This is a genomic window from Alteripontixanthobacter maritimus (assembly GCF_003340475.1).
Classification (GTDB): Bacteria; Pseudomonadota; Alphaproteobacteria; order Sphingomonadales; family Sphingomonadaceae; genus Alteripontixanthobacter; species Alteripontixanthobacter maritimus.
The window spans coordinates 795,955-820,768 of sequence record NZ_QBKA01000002.1; the positions used below are offsets into that span (position 1 = coordinate 795,955).

The following is a 24,814-nucleotide window of genomic DNA, read 5'->3' on the forward strand; positions in this document are numbered from 1 at the left end:
GCTATTTTTTCAAGCGGATCTTTAGGGAAAAAAGCTTACCAAGCCGATAACCTTACACCTGCAATTTTGTTGCCAAACACATGCAAGTTTGTTGCCAAAAAGCAGGTTTCGGATCAGGCCGCCTGGCGTAATTCCATTTCCAGCCGGTCCCAGATTTCAACCAGTGCGTCGACCAGTTCGCGCATCATCGCCTCGGTATGGGCGGGGCCGGGTGTGAAGCGCAACCGCTCCGTTCCGCGGGGCACTGTTGGGAAATTGATGGGCTGCACGTACACGCCGTATTCGGCGAGCAGGATATCGCTGATTTTTTTAGCGCGCACGGGATCACCGACCATCAGTGGTACGATATGCGTAGTCGACGGCATGACCGGCAGACCGGCATCGGTCAGTATACGCTTCAGGGTGGCCGCATTTTCCTGCTGCGCCTCGCGTTCCTCGCTGTGGTTCTTCAAGTGGCGGACCGATGCCAGCACACCTGCAACCAGCGCTGGGGACAGCGAAGTGGTGAAAATGAAGCCCGGCGCATAGCTGCGGATGCAATCCACTACGCGTTTGTCGGCCGCGATATAACCGCCCATCACACCGAACGCCTTGCCAAGGGTGCCCTCGATGATGTCGATCCGGTCCGCTGCCTCGTCGCGCTCGGAAATTCCGCCGCCGCGCGGGCCGTACATGCCCACGGCGTGAACCTCGTCGATGTAGGTCAGTGCGTTATACTCATCCGCAAGATCGCAGATTTCATGGATCGGCGCGACATCACCATCCATCGAATATACGCTTTCGAAAGCGATGACCTTGGGCGTGGCGGGGTCTTCCGCAGCCAGCAATTCTTCCAGATGTGCCATGTCGTTATGGCGGAACACTCGTTTCTCGCAGCCGGAGTTGCGGATGCCGGCAATCATGCTGGCATGATTCAATTCATCGGAGAATATCAGGCAACCGGGAAGCAGTTTGGCCAACGTCGAAAGCGTCGCATCGTTGGACACATATCCGCTGGTAAACAGCAGGGCCGCGTCCTTGCCATGCAGATCAGCCAGCTCGTCTTCCAGCTGCACATGGTAATGCGTGTTACCACCGATGTTTCGGGTTCCGCCCGAACCGGCGCCCACATCGTGCAGCGCCTCTTCCATGGCACCGATTACCTTGGGATGTTGGCCCATGGCGAGGTAGTCGTTCGAGCACCAGACGGTAATGGGCTTGGGCCCGTTGTGACCATGGAAACACCGTGCGTTGGGGTATGCGCCCTTGTTGCGCAAAATATCGATGAAGACGCGGTAGCGCCCCTCGGCATGGAGGCGATCGATCGCCTTGTCGAAGATGGAATCGTAATTCATGGCTTCGGATAGGCACTTAATGGCGTCGGGCCGCGCTTGCCACCGCGATCTTTGCGAGCGATTCGCAAGAGTGGCGTTTTACAACCTTTCTGGCGGTCCAAGTCCGTACCGCGCAAGCGCTGGTGCAAGGTTTGCAACACGATCCAAGGGGCCGGTGACGATAAACCTGTCATCGCCGACGCGCCGGAAAGTCTGGCCTTTCGTCAGGTCGGCTACACGGCGCGCGATACCTTCCGCTCCGTCGATGAATGCGATGTGCTTTCCGAGGGCTTCCGCCAATTCGGCTGTCAGAAGCGGGAAGTGGGTACAGGCGAGGACCACCACATCGATGTCAGCGCCGCACGGTTGCAGCACCAGCCCCTTGGCCGCGTCCAGCACATCGTCGACGCTCACGCGTTCGCCGCACATCTTTGCTTCCGCCAGTTCCACCAGTTCGGGCGCCGCGTGGCGCAACAGCGTCTTGCCGACTGCGTGGTCGGCTTCCAGCTGATCGACATAGGGCTGGCGAATGGTAGCGGCCGTGCCGAGCAATCCGATAGTGCCTGTTTCGGTCATCGCGGCGGCAGGCTTGATCGCCGGGACCGTTCCCACGATCGGCAGGTCCAGCACGTCGCGCGCCATGCCCAAGGCGATGGTGGACGCGGTGTTACAGGCGATGCAGGCCAGCCGGGGCGCGAAGCGTTCGGTCATCCGCCCCAACATGCCGGCAACGCGCGCGGTAATCTCTGCTTCGCCCTTGTCGCCATAGGGCAGACCGGCCGTATCGGCAGCGTAGACGATGGGCGCGTCCGGCAGCAATTTCCTGATTTCAGCCAGGACAGTGAAGCCGCCGACACCGGAATCGAAAACCAGGATGGGGGCAGTTTCGGAAATCGGAAAACTCCAGATCCGCCCATGCCGGACCGGGCGAGCGTTGGCGCAACTTTACAAGTGCATCCCGTCTCTACAAGTGCCTCGTAGAAAGTGAAGCGCAGCCTTCGGCGCAGGCGTGCGACAAGGTTTCGACAATGTCCGGAACAATGGTTAGGGAAAGGGCATGGACATCGAAATGCTTTATGCCGCAGCACTCGGCTATTTCCTCGGCTCGATCCCATTCGGGCTGCTGCTGACCAAGGCGGCGGGCCTTGGCGATGTGCGCAGTATCGGTAGCGGCAATATCGGCGCAACGAATGTACTGCGAACGGGGAACAAGGGTTTGGCGGCGGCCACACTCCTGCTCGATCTGTTCAAGGGTTTCCTGCCGGTTTTCCTCGCATGGCAATGGTTTCCAGATTGGGTCGGACTGACGGCGGTGTTCGCGATCCTGGGGCATTGTTTCCCGGTCTGGCTAGGCTTCAAGGGCGGGAAGGGCGTGGCTACTCTGGCCGGGGTCTGCTTCGGTATCGATTGGAAAGTCGGGCTGGTGTACGCAGTTCTGTGGTTGGGTCTGCTGTCGATTACGCGGATCAGTTCGCTGTCGGGCATGGCGGCTGCAGTCGCGGCTCCGTTGGCGGCGTGGGTTTTCGGATTTCAGAACATAGCACTGTATCTCGCCGTTATCGCAGCGCTTATCCTCTGGCTGCATCGTACGAATATCGGCCGACTGATAACAGGCACCGAACCGAAAGTCGGCTCCGGCGCATGAGCGATGGCGCCGCGCTGTCGCAGGCCGAGGCGTTTGCGCGCATCCGGCTGCTGCGGTCCCCAAATATCGGGCCGGTGAGCTATCGCCAGTTGCTTGCCCGTTTCGGCTCGGCGGTCAGCGCGCTGGACGCCTTGCCGGACCTGGGCAAGAAGGGCGGACGGACCTATGCGCCGGCGAAGCGCGACCGGATCGAGCGCGAGGTCGAGGCGGTTCGCAAAGCGGGCGCGAAATATCTGTTTCTCGGCACACCGGACTATCCGCCAATGTTGGCCGAACTTTCCAGCGCGCCGCCGATCGTTACGTGGCGCGGCGATCTGTCGCTGGCGGCGAAGCCATGTGTCGCAATGGTCGGCGCGCGCAATGCTTCTGCCGCAGCGGTGAAGATCGCGCGCGAGTTTGCAGGCGGGTTGGCGGAGGCCGGCTATACGGTCGTATCCGGTCTGGCGCGCGGCATTGACGGCGCCGCTCACGAGGGGGCTTTGTCCGATTCAAGCCATGCGACCATCGGTGTGATCGCCAGTGGCATCGATATCGCCTACCCGCCGCAGCACACCGATCTGCAGGAAGACATTGCGACAAGAGGCTTGCTGCTGGCCGAACAGCCGCCCGGCACTGAGCCGCGTGGCAGCCATTTCCCCAGTCGCAACCGTATTATTGCAGGGTTGGCGGCAGGCACGCTGGTGGTCGAGGCCGCACCGAAATCCGGCTCGCTCATCACGGCGCGCTTGGCAGGCGAAGCGGGCCGCGAGGTGATGGCGATCCCAGGCAGCCCACTCGATGCCCGTTCGCAAGGTTGCAACCACCTCATTCGCGAAGGGGCAGTGCTGGTGCAATCTCCGGAGGATGTGGTCGAACTCCTCAGCGGGTTCGATGGGGTCCCGCGTTCAAGCTTTCGCGAACCGAGCGAGGTTTTCGATTACGAACCGGAGGAGTTGGCCAACGCCGAACCTGCAGAGATTGGCGCCCTTCTTACCACCGCGCCGGTTTCCGTGGACGAACTGATCCGCCAGTCTGGCGACAGCGCCGCCGCCATCCAGCTTGCGCTTCTGGAACTGGAGATCGCCGGACGGTTGGAACGCCATGCGGCGGGGCGGGTTTCACTCATCGCTTGACGGCGCGCGGCAAAGCCCGCCACCCTCGCATACACGTACACACGTAAGGGACTACCCGAACACACATGCAACTCGTCATCGTCGAATCGCCTGCCAAAGCCAAAACCATCGAGGGATATCTGGGGAAGGACTTCAAGGTTCTCGCCAGCTATGGCCATGTCCGCGATCTGCCGCCGAAGGATGGCAGTGTCCGTCCGGACGAGGACTTCGCGATGGACTGGGAACTGTATCGCGACAAGCAGAAGCGGTTCAAGGAGATCTCCGATGCGGCGAAGGGCGCGACGCGGCTGGTGCTCGCCACCGACCCCGACCGCGAGGGCGAGGCGATCAGCTGGCATGTCCAGGAACTGCTGAAGAAGCGCAAAACCCTGCCGGAGAAGGTCGACCGCGTCACTTTCAACGCGATCACAAAGACCGCCGTGACCGAAGCGATGAAGTCGCCGCGCGGGCTGGATATGGATCTGATCGACGCTTATTTGGCGCGTCGCGCGCTCGATTACCTGTTCGGCTTCACGCTCAGCCCGGTGCTGTGGCGCAAGCTGCCCGGCGCGAAATCGGCTGGCCGTGTACAGTCGGTCGCGCTGCGTCTCGTGGTGGACCGCGAACGCGAAATCGAGGCGTTCACGGCGGAGGAATACTGGTCAGTGCTCGCCAAGATGGAGCATGATGGGACCGAATTCGACGCGCGGCTCGTCACGCTGGGCGGCAAGAAACTGGCCCGCATGGAACTGGGTGACGAAGCCGCTGCGATGGCCGCGAAGCAGGCCGTGGTCGATGGGCACTTCACTGTCGAAGATATCGAAACCAAGCCGCTCAAGCGGAACCCGTCCCCGCCATTCACGACCAGCACCCTGCAGCAGGAGGCGAGCCGCAAGCTTGGTTATTCCGCCAGCCATACGATGCGGCTGGCGCAGAGCCTGTATGAGGCAGGCGCCATCACCTATATGCGGACGGACGGCGTGCAGATGGATGGCAGCGCGATTTCCGCCTGCCGTGCAGCTGTAAGCGAGCGATATTCGGGGCATTACCTGCCGGAAAAACCGCGGTTCTATGCCACCAAGGCAAAAAACGCGCAGGAAGCGCATGAGGCGATCCGCCCGACCAATTTTAAGCGCGACAAAGTGGCGTCGGGGGATGAGGCCAAGCTGTATTCGCTGATCTTCAAACGCGCCATGGCCAGCCAGATGGCGACCGCCAATCTGGAACGCACCACTGTCACTCTGCGCGACGGCACCGGCCAGACCGAACTGCGCGCGACCGGGCAAGTCGTGAAATTCCCCGGCTTTCTGGCAGTGTATGAAGAAGGCCGCGACGACAGCAAGTCGGATGACGATAACCTTTTGCCAGCCATGTCCAAGGGCGGCAGCCCAGCCAAGAAGGCGGTCGAGGCTAACCAGCATTTTACCCAGCCGCCCCCGCGCTTCTCCGAAGCCAGTCTGGTCAAACGGCTGGAGGAGCTGGGCATTGGGCGGCCATCGACGTACGCCTCCACCATCCAGACCCTGCGCGATCGCGATTATGTGCGGATGGAGAAGAACCGTTTCTTTGCCGAGGAATCGGGCCGCCTGCTGACGGCATTTCTGGAGCGGTTCTTCCCCACCTACGTCGCGTTTGATTTCACTGCCGGCATGGAAGACCAGCTCGACGATGTGTCGGGCGGACGGGCCGAATACAAGAAACTGCTCGAAGCGTTCTGGAAGGATTTCAAACCCACAACCGACGAGGTGATGGAGCAGCTTCCCTCCGAAGTGGCCGAGGCATTGGACGAATTCCTGTCCGACTACCTGTTTCCGGCTCGAGCCGACGGCAAGCCTGCGCGCTTCTGTCCGCTGTGTGAAAAGGAGGGTCGCGAAAACGGTCGGCTGGCTTTGCGCGGCGGCAAGTATGGCGCGTTCGTGGCCTGCGCCAATTATCCGGAATGCAAGTTCACCCGGCGCTTTGCCCAGCCGGGCGCCGATGGCGACGAGGGCACGCAAGACGAGATCATGGGCAAGGATCCTGTCACGGGCCTGCCTGTCGAACGCAAGACCGGCCGCTTCGGGCCGTATGTCCAATTGGGCGAGGGCAAGGAAGCCAAGCGCGCATCCATTCCCAAGGATCTGGACGATTTCGATCTTGAATGGGCGTTGAAGCTTCTCGAACTGCCGCGTATTGTTGGCGAGCATCCGGAAACCGGCAAGGAAATCGAAGCGGCCATCGGGCGTTACGGCCCATATCTGCGGCACGACGGAAAATACGCTAAGCTTACCAGCACGCGCGATGTCTTCGAAACGGGCATGAATGCAGCGGTCACGTTGCTGGCAGAAGCTGCCAACCGGAAAGGCGGGGGCCGGCAAAAGGCCGAACCGATCAAGACGTTCAAGGAACATCCGACCAGCGGCGGCGAAATGAAAGTACTGCCGGGCCGGTATGGCCCTTACGTTACTGACGGAACCAATAACGCGACCATCCCCAAGGACATGAAGCCTGAAGATGTGACTGAGGCGCAGGCAATCCAGCTGATCGACGACCGTATTGCCAAGGGTCCGCCCAAGAAAAAGGCGCGCAAAAAGGCGGCTCCCAAAAAGAAGCCTGCGCCAAAGAAAAAAGCGGCGGGCACAAAAACAGCGACAAAGAAGGCTGCGGCCAAAAAGCCAGCTGCCAAGAAGGCACCGGCGAAAAAGCCGGCCGCGGCATCGGCTGCAGACTGATGGCGAAAGACCGATTTGAGCGGCACAAGCAACCGTGGAAAGCGGACGAGGCGGGACAGCTACGCAATCTCGCGACAAAAGGTCATGGGTTGAAAGCCATCGCCAAGGCGCTGAACCGCAGCGAGGAATCGATCAAGGAATTTGCCAAGAAAAACAAGATCGCAATTGCCAAGAAGCGCTGAGCCGTTAGCTTTCTGTAACGGCGGCGGCAAACAGCAGTTTGGCAGGGTTTCAATTCCAAAACCCTGCCAAACTGAATATTGTCAGACGTTATGAAAGCCCGCCGAAGTCCTCATCGACGCGCGGTGGGTCCTGGTTCCTGATGCAGAAATCATAATCAGCATAAGCGAACCATTGGCAAACATCATCGCCGTTGCATGAACTTATAGCGCTGGCATACGCGATTTCACACTCTCCAGCGACCGCCGCGGATGGGGCCAAGGCGATGCCAGTGGCGCTGAAAACCGATACCAATGCAAGACGTGCCTTCTTCATGCTTCTTCTCCCAATTGTTGCCAGGAGAGAAAAAGCTAGCCAACATAAGCTTCGAGTCAAGTCACTGTAATTGGATATATTTCTCCAGATTGTCTTGCGCAGATTCCGCCAAATCAGGATTTTGTGTCAACCCGCCAATGCGATTCTCATCGGCCCCAGTCGAGCCCCATTTCCTCGAACACTTCTTTGTCCTCGGCCCAGTTTTCGCTGACCTTGACGTGCAGGAACAGGTGCACTTTTACCCCGAGAATTTCGCTTAGTTCCTTACGTGCAGCTTCGCCGATGGATTTGATCATGCGCCCGCCCTTACCGAGCACGATGTGCTTCTGGCTCTCGCGCCCGATCACGATCTGCTGGCGGATCTCCACGCTGCCATCGGGGCGCTGGGTGTAGCTTTCCGGCCGGACCGCGCTGTCATAGGGCAGTTCGTCATGCAATTGCTGGTAAAGCTGCTCGCGCGTGATTTCAGTTGCGAGCAGGCGTTCGCTGGCGTCGGACACTTGATCCTCGGGATAGTGCCACGGCCCCTTCGGCATCATTTCAGCCAGCGCAGCCTTCATCTGCGGCACACCATCACCGGTCAGGGCTGAGATAAAGAACACTTCGGAAAAATCGGTCCCCGCCGTCAGTTCCTCCGCCAGCATCAGCAGTGGTTCCTTCACCGCCTTATCGACTTTGTTCAGCACCAGGATCTTGCGTTCGGGACGTTTGGAAAGCGCCTCGATCAGCGGGATCAATTCGTGCCGGCGCTGCTTGATTGGGTCGACCATCAGCAGCACGGCGTCGGCCGATTGGGTGCCATCCCATGCAGCAGTGACCATCGCACGGTCCAGCTTGCGCTTGGGTTCGAATATGCCGGGTGTATCGACCAGAATCATTTGCGTCTGTTCGTGCAACGCGATGCCCAGCAGCCGGGCACGGGTGGTCTGTGCCTTAGCGCTGGTGATGGCGACTTTCTGTCCGACCAGCTGGTTGACCAGTGTAGATTTGCCAGCGTTGGGCGCCCCGATAACGGCGACGACGCCGCATCGGGTAGCGGTTGGTTCGGATGGCTTCGATGCCGATTTCGGTTCCGCGGTCATTTCAGGTCCATCACCCATATTGTTTCATAAATTCGCGGGCTGCCAGTTTCTCCGCTTCGTGCTTGCTGCTTGCCGTACCGCTGGCCTCGCCAACATTGTGGATGCTGACGGTCACCGTGAACTTGGCGGCATGGTCCGGGCCGGACCGGTCGGACAATTCGTAATGGGGCATTTTGCGCTGGTTGCCGGCGGCCCATTCCTGAAGCGCACTTTTCGGATGTTTGGAGCGTCCGGTCGTGCCTACAAGATCCTGTTCCCAAAGATTGCGGACAAGTTCGCGCGTCGGATCGAAACCCGCTTCGAGGTAATTGGCTCCGATCAGCGATTCGATAATGTCGCCCAGTACGTTTTCGCTGGTTGCGGTGCCGTCATCGCGGGCCTGCTTGCCCAGCCGGATATGTTCGGACGCACCAATCCGCCGCGCGACATCTGCGCAGGCGGCTTTGCTGACAAGGGCGTTAAGCCGCTGTGCCAGTTGCCCTTCCGCGTCATCTGTGCGGCGAAACAGCCAGGTCGAGATCGTCAGGCCGAGCACGCGGTCGCCCAGGAATTCGAGCCGCTGATAATCGCGTTCTTCGCCCATGCTGCCATGAGTGAGCGCCTCGACCCAGAGCGCCTCGTCCTCGACTGTAAAGCCGGTGTCGCGCAGCCAGGATGCGGTCTGGGTCGATAGTTTGCTCATATACCCTCTGCCAAACGGTCGCCGCGCGCTGCACTGAACCAGGTCCAGGGCTTGAGCCAACTGGCGGAACCATCGGTGGACCAGACCATGAGCCGCGCCTTGCCCACCAGCAAGTCCTGAGGAACCAATCCTACGCCCCCGCCAGCCCGGGCCGGGAAGCGGCTGTCCTGTGAATTGTCGCGGTTGTCGCCCATCAGGAACACAGTCCCTTCAGGAACTATGACAGGCTCCGTATCATCCACCATGAACGGTCCGAAATCGAACACCTCATAGGATGGTCCGCCCGGTAATTCCTCGCGAAATCGCTTGTATCGGCAGTAGCGCAGGCCATTGTCGCCGAACGCAACCTCACCGCCCGGATTGCAGCTGGTGTTCGGCGAAAGCGGAACCAGTGCATCGGCAAGGGGGATTTTCGGTACCCGTTCGCCATTCAGCACCAGCACGCCGCCCTGCACTGCAACGATATCGCCGGGTAGGCCGATGACCCGTTTTATATAATCGCTGTTGTCGACCGGGTGCTTGAAAATCACCACGTCGCCGCGCTCCGGCTGGCTGGCAAACAGCCGTCCGTCCCCCAACGGCAGATCGAACGGCAGCGAGTTCTTGGAAAAACCGTAATCCCACTTCGACGCGGCAAGATAATCGCCATTCATCAGGCGCGGCATCATGCTTTCGCTGGGAATGTTGAACAGGGTGAAGACGAAACTGCGGAAGATCAGCGCGATCAGTGCCACAGTCAGCAGGAAGCGCAGGAAACTGCCCCAGGTTTCGCCGGTTTCTTCAGCCTGGGCCCGTTCGGCCCGCCCGCCAGCCTGCATGGCGGCATTATCGCTGTCTGGGGTCTTTCCAATCATCGCCGCGCTCCCTATCCCGACGCGCCCGATAGTGAAAGGAATTCTGCGTGAACGAAGCTGCGAAAGGCGCCTGGAGCGAACTGGAAACTGCACCGGATCCGACCCTGCTCGAACTGTTTGCAGGCGATACCGATCGGGTGGAACTGCTGTCGGGGCGGATCGATTGGGACGGCGAGGATGGTAAGGCCGGCATCCTGTTCGACTGGTCGAAAACCCACCTGACGCAGGGGTTGCTGTCCGGTTTCGAAACGCTGGCAGAGGCTATGGACTTTGTGGGCAAACGTTCTGCGCTGCTCGGCGGGGAAGTGGTAAACCTCACGGAGGGGCGCGCCGCAGAACATACCGCGCAGCGCGGCATCGGGGCGGATGCCTCGGTCGAGGAAGCCGGCGCGTTGCACCGGCGTATGGCCATGTTGGTGGACGCCATTCATGATGGGGCCTTGGGACCTGTCAAACACCTTATCCATGTGGGGATCGGTGGTAGCGCGCTGGGACCGGCGCTGGCGGTGGATGCGCTCACCCGCGACCTTGCCAAAGTGGACGTGCATATCGTTTCGAACATCGATGGGCTGGCACTGGAACAGGCATTTGCCGCCTGCGACCCGGCGGCGACCATGATCGCGGTCGCTTCCAAGACCTTTACCACCATCGAAACGATGACCAACGCCGAAAGCGCAATCCAGTGGCTGGAGCGTGCCGGGATCGATGACCCTTACGGGCGCGTAGTCGCTTTGACTGCCAGCCCGGAAAAGGCGGTGGAGTGGGGCGTAGATGAAACGCGCGTGCTACCGTTCGGGGAAAGCGTCGGCGGACGGTATTCGCTATGGTCCTCAATCGGCTTCCCGGTAGCCGTGGCTATCGGCACGGAGGAATTCGGTCAGTTCCTTGCCGGTGCCCGCGCGGTGGACGAACATTTCCGCGACCATGACGGCGCTGTCAATTTGCCCCTGCGCGCTGCATTTGCGGATCAGTACTACACGCGGCTCAAAGGCTGCCAGACGCGCGCCGTGTTCGCCTATGACGAGCGGCTGGCCCTGCTGCCCGACTACCTCCAGCAGCTGGAAATGGAGAGCAACGGCAAGCGCGTGACTGCAGACGGCGAGCTGGTGGACAGCCCGACAGCGCCCATCACATGGGGCGGGGTAGGCACGGACGCACAACACGCCGTGTTCCAGTTACTGCATCAGGGCACCCATCTGGTGCCGGTGGACTTCATCGCCAGCATCGCGCCGGGCGACGAACTGGACCCGGCACACCACCGCATCCTGCTGACCAACTGTTTCGCGCAAGGCGCGGCGCTGATAGCGGGTGGGAACATGGGCGCAAACGGCAATGACCCGGCCCGCGCCTTTCCCGGCAATCGGCCCAGCGCAACCATGCTGTGCGACGATATCGATCCCGCGACACTTGGCGCACTGATCGCCTTTCACGAACACCGCACCTTCGCAAATGCGGTGCTGATGGGGATCAACCCGTTCGACCAGTTCGGCGTGGAACTGGGCAAGCAGATGGCAGGCCGCATCGACGCAGGCGGCGAGAGGTTCGACGCGAGTACGGAGGAGTTGTTGGCGGCGGCGGGGTTGGGTTGAGACGTCAATGAAATTGCTGCACTTGCGAAATAAATTGACTTTCGTGCGCTCTTCCCCCATCTGCTGTTCATCGAAACGCCTCGCAGCGTGAACTGGCGGACTTTTTAAGGTCCGCCCCGGCAGTGTTTCGGTTCTACTTACAAGCTTCCCAATTCACGCGGGCGGTTATCCCTCCCGCGCCGCGCCGGCCTGTTGCCGTGCGCGCCGCATATTTTGCGAGTTCAATACACTTACATGACCAAGACATTCGAAGAGTTGGGCCTGTCCCAGCCGGTTCAGCAGGCGCTCGACCTGAAGGGCTACACCACGCCTACCCCCATCCAGGAACAATCCATCCCGCATCTGCTGGAGGGCCGCGACCTACTGGGTATCGCGCAGACCGGCACCGGCAAAACCGCCGCGTTCATGCTTCCCAGCATCGACCGGTTGCGTGATGCGGACAAACAGACGCCGTTCAAATCATGTCGCATGCTGGTGCTTGCGCCGACGCGCGAACTGGCAGGCCAGATCGCCGAAAGCGCCAAGGATTATGGCGCGCTTGCAGGCCTCAAGGTGCACAGCATCGTTGGCGGCACGTCCGTCAATCGCGACCGCAACAAGCTGCACCGCGGCACCGACATTCTGGTGGCAACACCGGGCCGGCTGATCGACCTGATCGACCAGAAGGCGTTCAAGCTGGACGGTGTGGAAATCCTGGTGCTGGACGAGGCAGACCAGATGCTCGACCTCGGCTTCGTCCATGCGCTGCGCAAGATCGTTGCGCTGTTGCCCGATGGCCGCCAGACGCTGCTGTTTTCGGCTACCATGCCAAGCTCCATCAAGGATTTGTCGGCGCGCTATCTCGACAATCCGGTGCAGGTCAGCGTGACGCCGGCCGCCACCACGGCGGAACGGGTCGACCAGTATCTGCTGATGGTGCAGCAGGACGAGAAGCAGTCGCTGCTCGAAATGATGCTCGATGGGCGGTACAAGGTTCCTGGCAAGCTGGAGCGTGTGCTGGTGTTCGCCCGCACGAAGCATGGCTGTGACCGGGTGGTGAAGAAACTGACGCAGTGCGGCATCCGCGCCAACGCGATCCATGGCAACAAGTCGCAACCCCAGCGCCAGCGCGCGCTCGACGAGTTTCGCAGCGCGAAGGTGAAGGTACTGGTGGCGACCGATGTTGCAGCGCGCGGGATCGACATTCCCGGCGTGTCCCATGTGCTGAATTACGAACTGCCCAATGTGGCCGAACAATATGTTCACCGCATCGGGCGCACCGCGCGTGCGGGCGCGGACGGCGTGGCGATTGCGATGTGTGCTGAAGACGAGCGCGCGTATCTCAAGGACATTCAGAAGACGACCGACGCCTCGCTCGAACGCCTGCCTTTGCCGGACAATTTCCGCGCCGTGGTGGAAGGCGTCGGCCCTACCAAGCGAGCTGCACCGGGGCAGCGCCAGAAGAAAGTCCACGCAAATCCCAAGGGCGCGCGCGGCCATTCTGGCGGAAAGCCCGGCGGCCAGCGCGCCAAGTCCGGCGGCGGCGGCAAGAACCATCGCGGCGGCGGCGGAAAACCGCAGGGCGAACGTGGTCCCGTCGGCAATCCTGCCCGTAGCGGCGGCAGTGGCGGGGGCGATCGACGTCCCGGTGGCCGCCCGGGTGGCCGTCCAGGGGGAAGCGGCGGCGGACAACGCAGCCAGCGCCGTCAGCCCGGTTGAGCCAAATCACTAACTGGTAAATACAAGCGCCATTCCGAACCGGGTTCGGGATGGCGCTTGTCGTTTGCGCGCCGTAAATTGCCTGCCCCATTGGCAAGCCGGGCCGCTGCCGCCATAGCGCGCGCTCCAGTCAGGAGAGCCGCATGGCGCAGGAATACGATTTCGACCTTTTCACTATTGGCGCAGGGTCGGGCGGGGTGCGCGCCAGCCGCGTGTCCGCCAGCCATGGCGCGCGCGTTGCCATTGCCGAGGAACACCGCGTCGGCGGCACCTGCGTCATCCGCGGCTGCGTGCCCAAGAAAATGCTCGTTTACGGCGCGCAGTTTGCGGAGGACCTGGAGGACGCGCAGGCTTTCGGCTGGACCATGGACAAGCCCGAATTCAGCTGGATCAAGCTGCGCGACAATGTGCTCGCCGAAGTTGACCGGCTGAACGAGGCGTACAAGACCACGCTCGACAGCCACGGCGTAACATTGTTCAACGAACGCGCCGAAATCACTGGTCCACACGAGATTACGTTGGCCAGCGGCAAGATCGTCACGGCGGGCAAAATCCTGATCGCCACGGGGGCCACCCCGCACGTGCCCGATATTCCCGGCTGCGAACTGGGCATCACCAGCAACGAGGTGTTTCACCTCGACAATTTGCCGAAGCGTGTGCTGATTGCTGGCGGCGGATATATCGCCAACGAATTCGCAGGGATCTTTAACGAATTCGACGCTAAGGTGACCATCGTCAACCGGTCCGACCAATTGCTGCGCGGCTACGACCAGACCCTGCGCGACCGGTTGCTGCAAATCAGCATGACCAAGGGCATCGACTTCCGCTTCCACGCCGAACCCACTGGGATCGAGAAGTTGGACGACGGGAACATGCGCGTATCGATGAAGAACCACGATCCGCTTGATGTGGATCTGGTGCTGTTCGCCACGGGCCGCGTGCCGCATACCAGGGGACTGGGTTTGCAAAAGGCTGGCGTCGAACTGGGCGACAAGTGCGAGATCAAGGTCGACCGCTTCAGTAAGACAAGCGTCGATCACATCTATGCCGTGGGCGATTGCACCGACCGGGTGCAGCTGACACCGGTCGCCATCCGGGAGGGGCAGGCGTTTGCCGACAGTGTGTTCGGCGGCAAGCAGACCAGCGTGAATTACGATTACATTCCCAGCGCCGTTTTCAGCCATCCGCCACTCGCCTCCGTCGGCATGACCGAGGGTGAGGCGAAGAACAAGCTGGGCACCGTGAAAGTGTATCTTTCCGATTTCCGACCGATGAAGAACGTCATGGCGGGCCGCAACGAGCGCAGCCTCTACAAGATGATCTGCGACGGGGACGAAGGCCGGATTGTCGGTCTGCACATGATCGGTCCGGAATCGCCGGAGATCATGCAGGCGGCCGCTATCGCGGTGAAGGCCGGGCTTACGAAGAATGATTTCGACGCCACGGTTGCGCTGCATCCCACGATGTCGGAAGAACTGGTCTTGATGAAATAGGGCTTGGGAGCTGACTGATGGCCAATAACGACACTGAACAGCGCAAGGTCCTCGTCACCGGGGGCACCGGCTATATCGCGGGCGAACTCATCGCGCAGCTTCTGGCGCGCGGATGGCGGGTGAACGCCACGGTCCGCAGCCTTGGCAAGAGCGAACGCATCATGCGCGAACGCTTCCCCGATGCCGGCGATAGTCTTCGCCTGTTCGAGGCGGAACTGATGAGCGATGCGGGATGGGCTGAGGCCAACCACGGCTGCACCCATGTGGCTCATGTCGCCAGCCCGATCGCGGCAGCAACGCCCAAGGACGAAAACGACATGATCGTGCCTGCACGTGAAGGCACGTTACGCGCATTGCGGTTTGCGAAAGAGGCCGGGGTCAAGCGGTTCGTCCAGACCAGTTCGATGGCTGCGGTCGCTTATGGCCGCAGCGAGAAAAGCTACATCGTGGACGAAAGCGACTGGACCGATATCTCGCATCCCGACGTCTATCCCTACGTCAAATCCAAAACCATTTCCGAACGCGCGGCGCGCGATTGGGTGGCGGAAAATGCGCCCGAGATGGAATTCGTTTCCGTCAATCCGTCGATGGTGCTGGGTCCGGTCCACAGCGCGGATTTCTCCGCCTCGGTCGAAGCGGTCAAACAGGTGCTGGACGGATCGATGCCGATGGCGCCGGACCTTGGCTTTGCCGTGGTGGATACGCGCGACGTGGCGCAGCTTCACGTCAAATGCCTGGAAGAGCCGGGGCTCGGCGGCGAACGTTTCCTGGCGGCCGGCCGGTTCATGAAGATCATCGAAATCGCCGGAGTGCTGCGCGATGGGCTGCCTTCCGCGCAGACGCGCAAGGTGCCCAAGCGCATCATGCCCAACCTGATGGTGAAGGTGCTGGCGCTGTTCAACCCCGGCGTCGCATCCATCAAGAGCGAGATCGGCAAGAGCCGCCATGTCGATGCCAGCCACGCCAAGGACAGGCTTGGCTGGCAGACCCGGCCGGAGGAGGAAAGCATCCTCGACTGCGCGAAAAGCCTTATCGCGCACGGTGTGGTAAAGGTCTGAGGTCAACCGGTTGGGACGCGGGATTGCACGGCGGCCTGCGCCAAGCTAACCCCGGCGGCCAACCAAGCAAGGAACGCTATGTCCGCCAATATCGCTGAAATGGAACGCCGCCGTGCCGAAGCCGAACTTGGCGGCGGTGAGAAGCGCATTGCGGCGCAGCACGCCAAGGGCAAGCTGACCGCGCGCGAGCGGTTGGCTGTGTTGCTCGACGAAGGCAGCTTCGAAGAACTGGATACCTACGTCGTCCACGACTGCACCGATTTCGGGATGGAAGACCAGAAGATCACCGGCGACGGCGTGGTCACGGGCAGTGGCACGATCAACGGCCGCTTGGTCTATGTCTTCAGCCAGGATTTCACTGTCTTCGGCGGCAGCCTGTCGAAACGCCACGCGGAAAAAATCTGCAAGGTGATGGACACCGCGCTGAAGGTCGGCGCGCCCGTGATCGGCATAAACGACAGCGGCGGCGCGCGTATCCAGGAGGGCGTGGCCAGCCTCGGCGGCTATGCTGAGGTGTTCCAGCGCAACGTGCTGGCATCGGGCGTGGTGCCGCAGATATCGCTCATCATGGGCCCATGCGCGGGCGGGGCAGTGTACTCGCCTGCGATGACCGACTTCATCTTCATGGTGAAGGACAGCTCCTATATGTTCGTGACCGGGCCCGAAGTGGTGAAGACCGTGACGAACGAGGAGGTTACGCAGGAGGAACTGGGCGGCGCGATCACGCATACCACCAAGACCAGCGTGGCCGATATCGCGTTCGAAAACGATATCGAAACGCTGCTGGCAACCCGCGATTTCTTCGATTATTTGCCGCTCAGCAACCGCGACGATGCCCCCGAACGTCCGACCAGCGATGCGTGGGATCGGGAGGAACCGAGCCTCGACACGCTCATTCCCGACAACGCCAACCAGCCTTACGACATGCACGAAGTGGTGGCGAAGGTGCTGGACGAGGGCGACTTCTTCGAAGTGCAGCCGGCCCATGCAGGCAATATCCTGTGCGGCTTCGGCCGGGTGGAAGGGCGCACCGTGGGCGTGGTGGCGAACCAGCCGATGGTGCTGGCCGGTGTGCTCGACATCAACAGCTCCAAGAAGGCCGCGCGCTTCGTGCGGTTCTGCGATGCGTTCGACATTCCGATCCTGACCTTCGTGGATGTGCCCGGCTTTCTCCCCGGCACCAGCCAGGAACTGGGCGGCATCATCAAGCACGGCGCGAAGCTGCTGTTTGCCTATGCCGAAGCGACGGTGCCCAAGATCACCGTGATCACCCGCAAGGCCTATGGCGGGGCGTACGACGTGATGGCGAGTAAGCATTTGCGCGGCGATTTGAACTACGCCTGGCCTACGGCGGAAATCGCGGTGATGGGCGCAAAGGGCGCGGTGGAAATTATCTTCCGCCAAGACCGCGGCGATGCGGAAAAGATCGCTGAGAAAACTAAGGAATACGAAGACCGCTTCGCCAATCCCTTCATCGCCGCCCAACGCGGCTATATCGACGAGGTGATCTACCCGCACTCGACCCGGCGGCGCATTGCGCTGGGGTTGCGGAAGCTACGCGGGAAGGTGCTCGAGAACCCATGGAAGAAGCATGACAACATTCCGTTGTAGGAGGACTATTTGAAATGGCTAAATCAGCATTTGTGAAAGACTTTGCGGTAGAACAAGAACTGAAAAACAACGGAATTGAGATTGGCGTATGGGACGGCGACAAGCAATTCGGTGACATCTATGTCGCTAAAACCGGCATCATCTGGTGTGATGGGAAGGTAACTCGCAGAAATGGAACGAAAATTTCGTTTGATGAACTGAGCTTGCTTTGTCGCAATCTGGATGAGGCAAAACAAGCAGCAAAGGATGCTGAGAAAACTAAATGAAACTCGGCCGTCTCAACCACATCGGCGTCGCGACGCCGTCCATTGCGAAATCCATCGCGCATTACCGTGACACCATGGGCGCGACAGTTATCACCGAACCATTCGACCTGCCCGAACAGGGTGTGAAGGTCTGCTTCGTCGACACGCCGACCGCATCTGGTATGAACGGCACGCAGATTGAATTGATCGAACCGTATAACGAAAGCTCGCCTATTAACGGCTTTCTCGCCAAGAACCCGGCGGGCGGACAGCATCATCTGTGTTTCGAGGTCGAGGATATCGACGCGGCGCGCGCGCATTTCGAGGGGCTGGGCAAGCGCATCCTCGGCCCCACGCGTATCGGGGCGCATGGCACGCCGATCTTTTTCCTGCACCCCAAGGACATGATGGGGCAGCTGACGGAAATCATGGAAACGCCGAAAGTGGATGGCGGGCACTAGCGCCCCCCCTTACGTCATCCTGAACTTGTTTCAGGATCCATTCTGCCCCTAAGCACTTGCGACCAAGTTTCGCGCTGGACCCCGGATCAAATCCGGGGTGACGAATTTAACCGGAAGGAAGCCGCTTGTCCTACGAACACATCCTCGTCGAAACTGCCGACGACGTTACCACCATCACTCTCAACCGGCCCGACCGGCTGAACGCCTGCCCGCCGGACATGGGCGTGGAATTGCGCGATGTGTTTGCCGATCCGGGGGATGCGCGCTGCATTCTGGTGACCGGGGCAGGGCGGGCGTTCTGTTCGGGCGCGGATCTGGCGAACAATGCGGACAGCGGCGCGACCTCACCCGGCCGGCGCGCTTACGATTCGCTCAGCCGCAGTTACAATCCGCTGATGATGCAGATGGCGCAGTGCGAGGTGCCCATCGTTAGCGCGGTGAACGGTCCGGCGGCGGGAGTGGGTTGCTCGATCGCATTGGCAGCGGATTTCGTGTTTGCCGGTTCCAGCGCCTATTTCTTGCAGGCTTTCGTGAATATCGGTCTGGTCCCCGATGGCGGGGCAAGCTGGATGCTCCCGCGTCTGATCGGCAAGGCGCGGGCGACTGAAATGATGATGCTGGGCGAGAAGATCGGTGCTGAGAAAGCGGCCGAATGGGGTCTCATTTACAAGGCAGTATCAGACGATGCGCTGATGGACGAGGCGCGCGCGCTGGCGGTTCGGTTGGCAGGCGGCCCGACGCAGGCCATCGGCCAGATGCGCGCCAACATCATGGCGGCGCTACAGATGAATTACCCTGCCGCGTTGCATCAGGAAGCGCTCGGCCAGCGCAAGGCCGGCGAAAGTCAGGATGCGGTCGAGGGCGCGGTGGCGTTCCTGCAGAAGCGCAAGGCGGAATTTACGGGTAAGTAACGGCCATGCGCTTTCGCGCCGCGGGCGATTGTGCTTAAGCGGTCTGAATGACTGACAAACCAAGCAAATCCGAATGGCAGGCCCGCGCCGACAAGGAAGTGAAGGGCCGCGACCTCACCTGGCACACGCCGGAAGGTATCGCGATCCAGCCGCTTTACACCGCTGAAGATACCGAGGCGCTGGACCCCGGCCTGCCCGGTTTCGCGCCGTTCACGCGCGGCCCCTATGCCAGCATGTATACCGGCCGCCCGTGGACTATCCGGCAATATGCGGGCTTCTCTACGGCGGAGGAATCCAACGCATTCTACCGCCGCAATCTGGCCGCCGGACAGAAGGGCCTATCGGTCGCTTTCGATCTGGCCACCCATCGCGGATATGACAGCGACCACCCGCGCGTGCGCGGCGATGTTGGCAAGGCGGGCGTTGCAATCGACACAGTGCGCGACATGGAAATCCTGTTCGACGAGATACCGCTCGAAACGATGAGCGTATCCATGACCATGAACGGCGCGGTTATTCCGGTGTTGGCGTTCTATATCGTGGCGGGGGAGCGAGCCGGCGTTTCGGCAGACAAGCTATCGGGGACCATCCAGAACGATATCCTGAAAGAGTTCATGGTCCGCAACACGTATATCTATCCCCCGCAGCCATCCATGCGGATCGTCAGCGACATTATCGCTTACACGTCGCAAAACATGCCGCGTTTCAACAGCATTTCCATCAGCGGCTATCACATGCACGAGGCGGGCGCGACGGCGGTGCAGGAGCTTGCATTCACCATCGCGGATGGCAAGGAATACGCCAAGCGCGCGATGGAAACGGGGCTGGATATCGACGCCTTCGCCCCGCGCCTCAGCTTCTTCTGGGGCATCGGCATGAATTTCTTCATGGAGATCGCGAAGATGCGCGCGGCGCGTGCGCTGTGGCATGACATCATGCACGAGTTGGGGGCACAGAACCCGAAGTCCAAGATGCTGCGTACCCATTGCCAGACGTCGGGTGTCTCGTTGCAGGAACAGGACCCTTACAACAATGTGATCCGCACGACGGTAGAGGCGATGGCAGCAGTGCTGGGCGGCACGCAGTCGCTCCACACCAATGCCCTCGACGAAGCCATCGCGCTGCCCACCGATTTCAGCGCCCGTATCGCGCGCAACACGCAGCTTGTGCTGCAGGAAGAAACCGGCATCACCAACGTCGCCGATCCCCTGGGCGGCAGTTATTACATCGAAGCGCTGACCGCCGAACTGGTGGACAAGGCGCGGGCCATGATTGCCGAAGTGGACGAGGCGGGCGGCATGACCGCCTATGTCGCCAGCGGCGCGCCCAAGGCCGCTATCGAACGTGCTGCCGCCGCCAAACAGGCCAGCGTCGACCGGGGCGAAACTGTGGTGGTCGGCGTGAACAAATACGTGCTCGACGAAGAAGCCCAGATCGACACGCTCGATATCGACAACCATGCTGTGCGCAAAAGCCAGATTGCGCGGCTGGAAAAGGTGCGCGCCGGGCGCGACGAGGCAGCGTGCCGGGCTGCTTTGGATGCGCTGCGTGATGGGGCGAAGGGCGAGGCGAATTTGCTCGCGCTCGCCGTCGACGCTGCCCGGCAGGACGCAACCTTGGGCGAAATCTCGTCCGCGATGGAGGACGTGTTCGGCCGCTACAACACGCTACCGACCCCGGTGCGCGGCGTGTTTGCCGAGGCTTATGAGAATGACAGCCGCTACGACCAAGTGGTGGAGGGTGTGCGTGCGGTGGAGCGCCGCCTTGGTCACAAACCGAAGCTGATGGTCGCCAAGATGGGACAGGACGGTCACGATCGCGGGGCCAACGTCATCGCCAGCGCCTTTGCCGATATGGGCTTCGACGTCCTCAGCGGCCCGCTGTTTCAGACGCCAGAGGAAACCCGCGATATGGCGCTGGCCGAGGATGTTGACGCCATCGGCGCGTCCTCGCTCGCGGCGGGCCACAAGACGCTGATCCCGGAACTGATCGGGCTTTTGCGAGAGTCGGACCGCGCCGATATCAAGGTCATCGCCGGCGGGGTAATCCCGCAGAAGGATTACGACTTCCTGCGCGACGCCGGGGTGCAGGGCATCTACGGTCCGGGCAGCAACGTGGTCGAATGCGCTGCGGACGTGTTGCGCCTGCTGGGGCACAATATGCCGCCCGCTGGTGAGGAAATCGGGGAGGCTGCAGAGTGAGCAATGTTGGGCCTAAAAGTGCGGGTGAGGGCGAGCAGGCTATCGTGCAGGCCGATGGCGATCGTATGCCGCTGCTTGCGTTGTCGGTCGATGATCGCCTGTATGATTTTTTCAAGCACATGACGACTTTGTCTCTGGTTTCGCTGGGCGGCATCATGACGATTGCTTCAGAGAAAATAGTCGAAATTCCAGCTGCTGCCTTGGCTACGGTAGTGGGACTGGTGGCAATTGGCGGTATCGGAGCATACTCCGGAATGGGCGAAATCATTCAAAGCAAAATGAAGGGAGATGCGCGGCCAAAGCGTATTGCGTTTTATCGGGGCGTCAGTTCGCTGGGCTTCGGCATGGGTATCGGCGCGTTTCTTTCTGTATTCTTACTTGGACTTTTCTAAATGACCCAGATTCGCACCGACTGGACCCGCGATGAAATCGCGACACTGTTCGACCTTCCCTTCACCGAGCTACTCTTCCAGGCCGCATCCGTGCACCGCGAGTATCATCCGCCGGAGCAGGTCCAACTCTGCACTCTGCTGAGCATTAAGACCGGCGGGTGTCCGGAGGATTGTGGCTATTGTTCGCAGTCGGTGAAGGCTGATAGCGGGGTCGAGGCGACCAAGCTGATGGATGTGCGCTCCGTCCTGCAATCTGCCGCGCAGGCGAAGGATGCCGGCAGCCAGCGGTTCTGCATGGGGGCCGCCTGGCGCAATCCCAAGGACCGCGACATGCCTGCCATCGTCGAAATCGTGAAGGGCGTGCGCTCAATGGGCCTCGAAACCTGCATGACGCTGGGGATGCTCACGCCGAAACAGGCCGATATGCTCGCCGAAGCGGGCCTCGATTATTACAACCACAACATCGACAGCAGCCCGGAATATTACGAACGGGTCATCTCGACGCGCAAGTTCGAGGAGCGGATCGAGACGCTCGACCATGTTCGCAATTCCGGCATCAATGTGTGCAGCGGCGGGATCGTCGGCATGGGCGAAACGCGGGAAGACCGCGTGGGCTTCGTCCACACGCTCGCCACCTTGCCCCAGCATCCCGAAAGCGTGCCCGTGAACGCTCTGGTACCGGTGAAGGGCACAGTGCTGGGCGATATGCTGGCCGATACACCGATGGCCAAGATCGACGATATCGAGTTTGTCCGCACCGTAGCGGTCGCGCGCATCACCATGCCGATGAGCATGGTGCGGCTGAGCGCGGGCCGCGAAAGCATGAGCGACGCGGCGCAGGCGCTGTGTTTCATGGCGGGCGCGAATTCGATCTTCACCGGCGACAAGCTGCTGACAGCACCCAATGCGGGCGATGATAGCGACGCGATGCTGTTCGAGCGGCTCGGCCTGACTGCGCTGAAGGGCGAGGAGCCGATGCGGGCATGCAAGGTCGTGGAGCCGGCGGAGTGAGTTTCTGGCGCTATCAAATGTTGCGGCTTTTTATCGGTCTCCCGCTGCTAATGCTTATGATGCTTATCACTCCGATATTGATCGGCATTCTGATGCTGGTCATTCCGAGTATTGTCGCCGTAGTTATCGGGTACGTATTTTGTTTTGGCGGAACGATAATTGGCACTTATTTCATTGCGCAAAATCTTCGCATTGGCTGGGAACGTTAGATGTTCAAGAAAATCCTGATCGCCAATCGCGGAGAAATTGCCTGCCGCGTTATTCGGACGGCGCAGCGGATGGGTATCGCAACGGTGGCGGTGTATTCCGATGCCGACCGTAACGCACCATTCGTTTCGCTGGCGGACGAGGCTGTTCATATCGGCCCGGCGGCGGCATCGGAAAGCTACCTCGTCGCGGAAAAGATCATCGCGGCGGCCAAGGAAACCGGCGCCGAGGCGGTACATCCGGGATATGGCTTCCTGTCCGAACGCGCGAGCTTCGTGGAGCAGCTCAACAAAGAAGGCCTCACCTTCATCGGCCCGCCCGCCAACGCCATCGCGGCGATGGGCGACAAGATCGAGAGCAAAAAACTGGCCAAGGCGGCGGGTGTAAATACCGTGCCCGGCAGCCCCGAAGCCATTGAAAGCACAGACGACGCTTTGAAATGGGCCAACGACATCGGTTACCCAGTAATGATGAAGGCCAGTGCGGGCGGCGGCGGCAAAGGAATGCGGCTTGCCTGGAACGACACAGATGTGCGCGAGGGGTTCGAGGCCACGCGGCGCGAGGGCAAGAACAGCTTTGGCGACGACCGCGTGTTCGTCGAAAAGTTCATCGAAGATCCGCGCCACATCGAAATCCAGGTGCTGGGCGACAAGCACGGTACCATCCTTTACCTCAACGAACGCGAATGCTCGATCCAGCGCCGCCACCAGAAGGTGGTGGAAGAAGCGCCGTCGCCTTTCGTCACGCCCAAGATGCGTAAGGCAATGGGCGAGCAGTCCGTCGCGCTGGCCCGCGCCGTGGACTATCATTCGGCCGGCACCGTGGAACTGATCGTTAGCGGCGCGGATGAAAGCGGGGAAAGCTTCTACTTTCTCGAAATGAACACCCGCCTGCAGGTCGAACATCCCGTGACAGAAGCCATCACCGGCATCGATCTGGTCGAACAGATGATCCGCGTGGCGGCCGGCCAGAAGCTGGACATGGCGCAGGACGATATTGGCATCAATGGCTGGGCCATAGAGAACCGCGTCTACGCCGAGGATCCCTATCGCGGATTCCTGCCCAGCACCGGGCGGCTCGTACATTACCAACCGCCCGAGGCTCACGCGCATCAGGCTCCGCCGCAGCCGGGCAAGCAATCGGACCCCTACATCCGCGTCGATGACGGAGTGATGGAGGGCGGCGAAGTGTCGATCTTCTACGATCCGATGATCGCCAAGCTGGTAAGCTGGGCGCCTACGCGGGACGAGGCCGCCGATTTGCAGGTTCAGGCGCTTGACGAATTTCGCATCGAGGGCTTGGGCCATAATATCGACTTCCTCAGCGCGATCATGCAGCATCCGCGTTTCCGCAAAGGTGCGCTGACAACCGGCTTTATCGAAGAGGAATACCCAGACGGTTTCGCCGGTGCAGCGCCAGCGCCAGAACTTCTGCCGCGCCTTGCTGCGATCGGCGGAACGATTGCAGCCATCGAGGCGGATCGCGCGCGCCGCATTTCCGGCCAGCTCGACGGACCATTGCCTCCGCCGGGTGAGTGGAACGTGCGGCTGGGCGATACCGAATATGACGTATCGTTGGAGGAGACAGGTATCACGGTGAATGGCGAGCCTGTCGACATCGCAATGCGCTACACGCCCGGTGACCGGGTGGTGTCGGTGGATGTGTTCGATCCGGCGCGCAGCGAAGCGGTTGAAGATGCCGTACCGGCGGCTAGCTATGGCATGCAGATTGTTCGTAATGCCACGGGAATGAGGCTGACGACACAGGGGGCGGCGCATGATCTGCGTGTCCTGCCCGCCAGCATTGCCGCGCTGACGCAGCACATGATCGAGAAGGAGCCGCCCGATCTTTCAAGGCTGCTGATTTGCCCGATGCCGGGCCTGCTAGTTAAATTGCATGTAGGCGAAGGCGAAGAGGTGCAGCCGGGCCAGCCGCTCGCCACGGTGGAAGCCATGAAAATGGAGAACATTTTGCGCGCCGAAAAGGCAGCCACCGTCAGCAAGGTAAACGCAGAGGAAGGCGAAAGCCTCGCGGTGGACGCAATCATTCTGGAGCTGGAGTAGG

The 24,814-nt window shown here is 60.9% G+C and carries 22 protein-coding genes; 16 read left to right on the forward strand and 6 right to left on the reverse strand.

All coding sequences use genetic code 11. The annotated features are described in order from the left end of the window. Positions 1-113: 113 nt before the first annotated feature. Positions 114-1,334 (reverse strand): 5-aminolevulinate synthase, encoded by a 1,221-nt coding sequence (gene hemA, locus HME9302_RS03985; RefSeq protein WP_115365944.1) that lies wholly within the window; start codon positions 1,332-1,334, stop codon positions 114-116. 78 nt (positions 1,335-1,412) lie between these two features. Beyond that, positions 1,413-2,207 carry a glutamate racemase gene (murI, locus tag HME9302_RS03990; RefSeq protein ID WP_115365945.1) on the reverse strand — a complete coding sequence of 265 codons (795 nt, stop codon included), beginning with the start codon at positions 2,205-2,207 and terminating at the stop codon, positions 1,413-1,415. Between the two features lie 163 nt (positions 2,208-2,370). Between murI and plsY the strand changes: the two genes are divergently transcribed. The 4 genes from plsY to HME9302_RS04010 all read left to right on the forward strand — a co-directional run bounded on the left by plsY (position 2,371) and on the right by HME9302_RS04010 (position 6,942). After that, positions 2,371-2,958, forward strand: coding sequence for a glycerol-3-phosphate 1-O-acyltransferase PlsY (plsY, locus tag HME9302_RS03995; RefSeq protein ID WP_115365946.1), 588 nt, complete (start codon positions 2,371-2,373; stop codon positions 2,956-2,958). Continuing rightward, the gene (dprA, locus tag HME9302_RS04000) at positions 2,955-4,070 is read left to right on the forward strand and encodes a DNA-processing protein DprA (RefSeq protein ID WP_115365947.1); all 1,116 of its coding nucleotides are present in this window, start codon (positions 2,955-2,957) and stop codon (positions 4,068-4,070) included. The genes plsY and dprA overlap by 4 nt, the downstream gene beginning before the upstream one ends. A gap of 65 nt (positions 4,071-4,135) precedes the next feature. Beyond that, positions 4,136-6,760: a type I DNA topoisomerase gene (topA, locus tag HME9302_RS04005; RefSeq protein ID WP_115365948.1), complete on the forward strand. Its 2,625-nt coding sequence runs from the start codon at positions 4,136-4,138 to the stop codon at positions 6,758-6,760. After that, complete coding sequence (locus HME9302_RS04010) at positions 6,760-6,942, forward strand: hypothetical protein (RefSeq protein ID WP_115365949.1); 183 nt, start codon at positions 6,760-6,762, stop codon at positions 6,940-6,942. The genes topA and HME9302_RS04010 overlap by 1 nt, the downstream gene beginning before the upstream one ends. 88 nt (positions 6,943-7,030) lie before the next feature. Here HME9302_RS04010 and HME9302_RS04015 read toward each other — a convergent pair whose 3' ends face one another. The 4 genes from HME9302_RS04015 to lepB all read right to left on the reverse strand — a co-directional run bounded on the left by HME9302_RS04015 (position 7,031) and on the right by lepB (position 9,873). Further along, positions 7,031-7,255, reverse strand: coding sequence for a hypothetical protein (locus tag HME9302_RS04015; RefSeq protein ID WP_115365950.1), 225 nt, complete (start codon positions 7,253-7,255; stop codon positions 7,031-7,033). A gap of 146 nt (positions 7,256-7,401) precedes the next feature. Then, positions 7,402-8,337, reverse strand: a complete 936-nt coding sequence (gene era, locus HME9302_RS04020; protein WP_115367465.1) for a GTPase Era — start codon at positions 8,335-8,337, stop codon at positions 7,402-7,404. A 10-nt stretch (positions 8,338-8,347) separates the two neighbouring features. Further along, the gene (gene rnc / locus HME9302_RS04025) at positions 8,348-9,019 is read right to left on the reverse strand and encodes a ribonuclease III (RefSeq protein WP_115365951.1); all 672 of its coding nucleotides are present in this window, start codon (positions 9,017-9,019) and stop codon (positions 8,348-8,350) included. Further along, positions 9,016-9,873, reverse strand: a complete 858-nt coding sequence (gene lepB, locus HME9302_RS04030) for a signal peptidase I (RefSeq protein ID WP_230079863.1) — start codon at positions 9,871-9,873, stop codon at positions 9,016-9,018. The genes rnc and lepB overlap by 4 nt, the downstream gene beginning before the upstream one ends. Positions 9,874-9,920: 47 nt before the next feature. Between lepB and pgi the strand changes: the two genes are divergently transcribed. The 12 genes from pgi to HME9302_RS04095 all read left to right on the forward strand — a co-directional run bounded on the left by pgi (position 9,921) and on the right by HME9302_RS04095 (position 24,813). Continuing rightward, on the forward strand, positions 9,921-11,462 hold the full coding sequence (pgi, locus tag HME9302_RS04035) for a glucose-6-phosphate isomerase (RefSeq protein WP_115365952.1): 1,542 nt from the start codon (positions 9,921-9,923) through the stop codon (positions 11,460-11,462). A gap of 234 nt (positions 11,463-11,696) precedes the next feature. Then, the gene (locus tag HME9302_RS04040; protein ID WP_115365953.1) at positions 11,697-13,160 is read left to right on the forward strand and encodes a DEAD/DEAH box helicase; all 1,464 of its coding nucleotides are present in this window, start codon (positions 11,697-11,699) and stop codon (positions 13,158-13,160) included. A gap of 143 nt (positions 13,161-13,303) precedes the next feature. After that, on the forward strand, positions 13,304-14,653 hold the full coding sequence (gene gorA / locus HME9302_RS04045; RefSeq protein WP_115365954.1) for a glutathione-disulfide reductase: 1,350 nt from the start codon (positions 13,304-13,306) through the stop codon (positions 14,651-14,653). Positions 14,654-14,670: 17 nt separating this feature from the next. Next, on the forward strand, positions 14,671-15,711 hold the full coding sequence (locus HME9302_RS04050) for an NAD-dependent epimerase/dehydratase family protein (protein ID WP_115365955.1): 1,041 nt from the start codon (positions 14,671-14,673) through the stop codon (positions 15,709-15,711). A 78-nt stretch (positions 15,712-15,789) separates the two neighbouring features. Then, positions 15,790-17,322 (forward strand): acyl-CoA carboxylase subunit beta, encoded by a 1,533-nt coding sequence (locus HME9302_RS04055; RefSeq protein ID WP_115365956.1) that lies wholly within the window; start codon positions 15,790-15,792, stop codon positions 17,320-17,322. A 14-nt stretch (positions 17,323-17,336) separates the two neighbouring features. Beyond that, positions 17,337-17,588, forward strand: coding sequence for a hypothetical protein (locus HME9302_RS04060; protein ID WP_115365957.1), 252 nt, complete (start codon positions 17,337-17,339; stop codon positions 17,586-17,588). Next, positions 17,585-18,028, forward strand: a complete 444-nt coding sequence (gene mce / locus HME9302_RS04065) for a methylmalonyl-CoA epimerase (RefSeq protein ID WP_115365958.1) — start codon at positions 17,585-17,587, stop codon at positions 18,026-18,028. Before HME9302_RS04060 ends, mce begins: the two co-directional genes overlap by 4 nt. 125 nt (positions 18,029-18,153) lie before the next feature. Beyond that, the gene (locus HME9302_RS04070; RefSeq protein ID WP_115365959.1) at positions 18,154-18,939 is read left to right on the forward strand and encodes an enoyl-CoA hydratase-related protein; all 786 of its coding nucleotides are present in this window, start codon (positions 18,154-18,156) and stop codon (positions 18,937-18,939) included. 47 nt (positions 18,940-18,986) lie between these two features. Beyond that, positions 18,987-21,140 carry a methylmalonyl-CoA mutase gene (gene scpA, locus HME9302_RS04075; RefSeq protein ID WP_115365960.1) on the forward strand — a complete coding sequence of 718 codons (2,154 nt, stop codon included), beginning with the start codon at positions 18,987-18,989 and terminating at the stop codon, positions 21,138-21,140. Next, positions 21,137-21,532 carry a hypothetical protein gene (locus tag HME9302_RS04080; protein WP_115365961.1) on the forward strand — a complete coding sequence of 132 codons (396 nt, stop codon included), beginning with the start codon at positions 21,137-21,139 and terminating at the stop codon, positions 21,530-21,532. The genes scpA and HME9302_RS04080 overlap by 4 nt, the downstream gene beginning before the upstream one ends. After that, on the forward strand, positions 21,533-22,543 hold the full coding sequence (bioB, locus tag HME9302_RS04085) for a biotin synthase BioB (protein WP_115365962.1): 1,011 nt from the start codon (positions 21,533-21,535) through the stop codon (positions 22,541-22,543). Between the two features lie 209 nt (positions 22,544-22,752). Beyond that, positions 22,753-24,813: an acetyl-CoA carboxylase biotin carboxylase subunit gene (locus HME9302_RS04095; RefSeq protein WP_115365964.1), complete on the forward strand. Its 2,061-nt coding sequence runs from the start codon at positions 22,753-22,755 to the stop codon at positions 24,811-24,813. Position 24,814 lies beyond the last annotated feature (1 nt).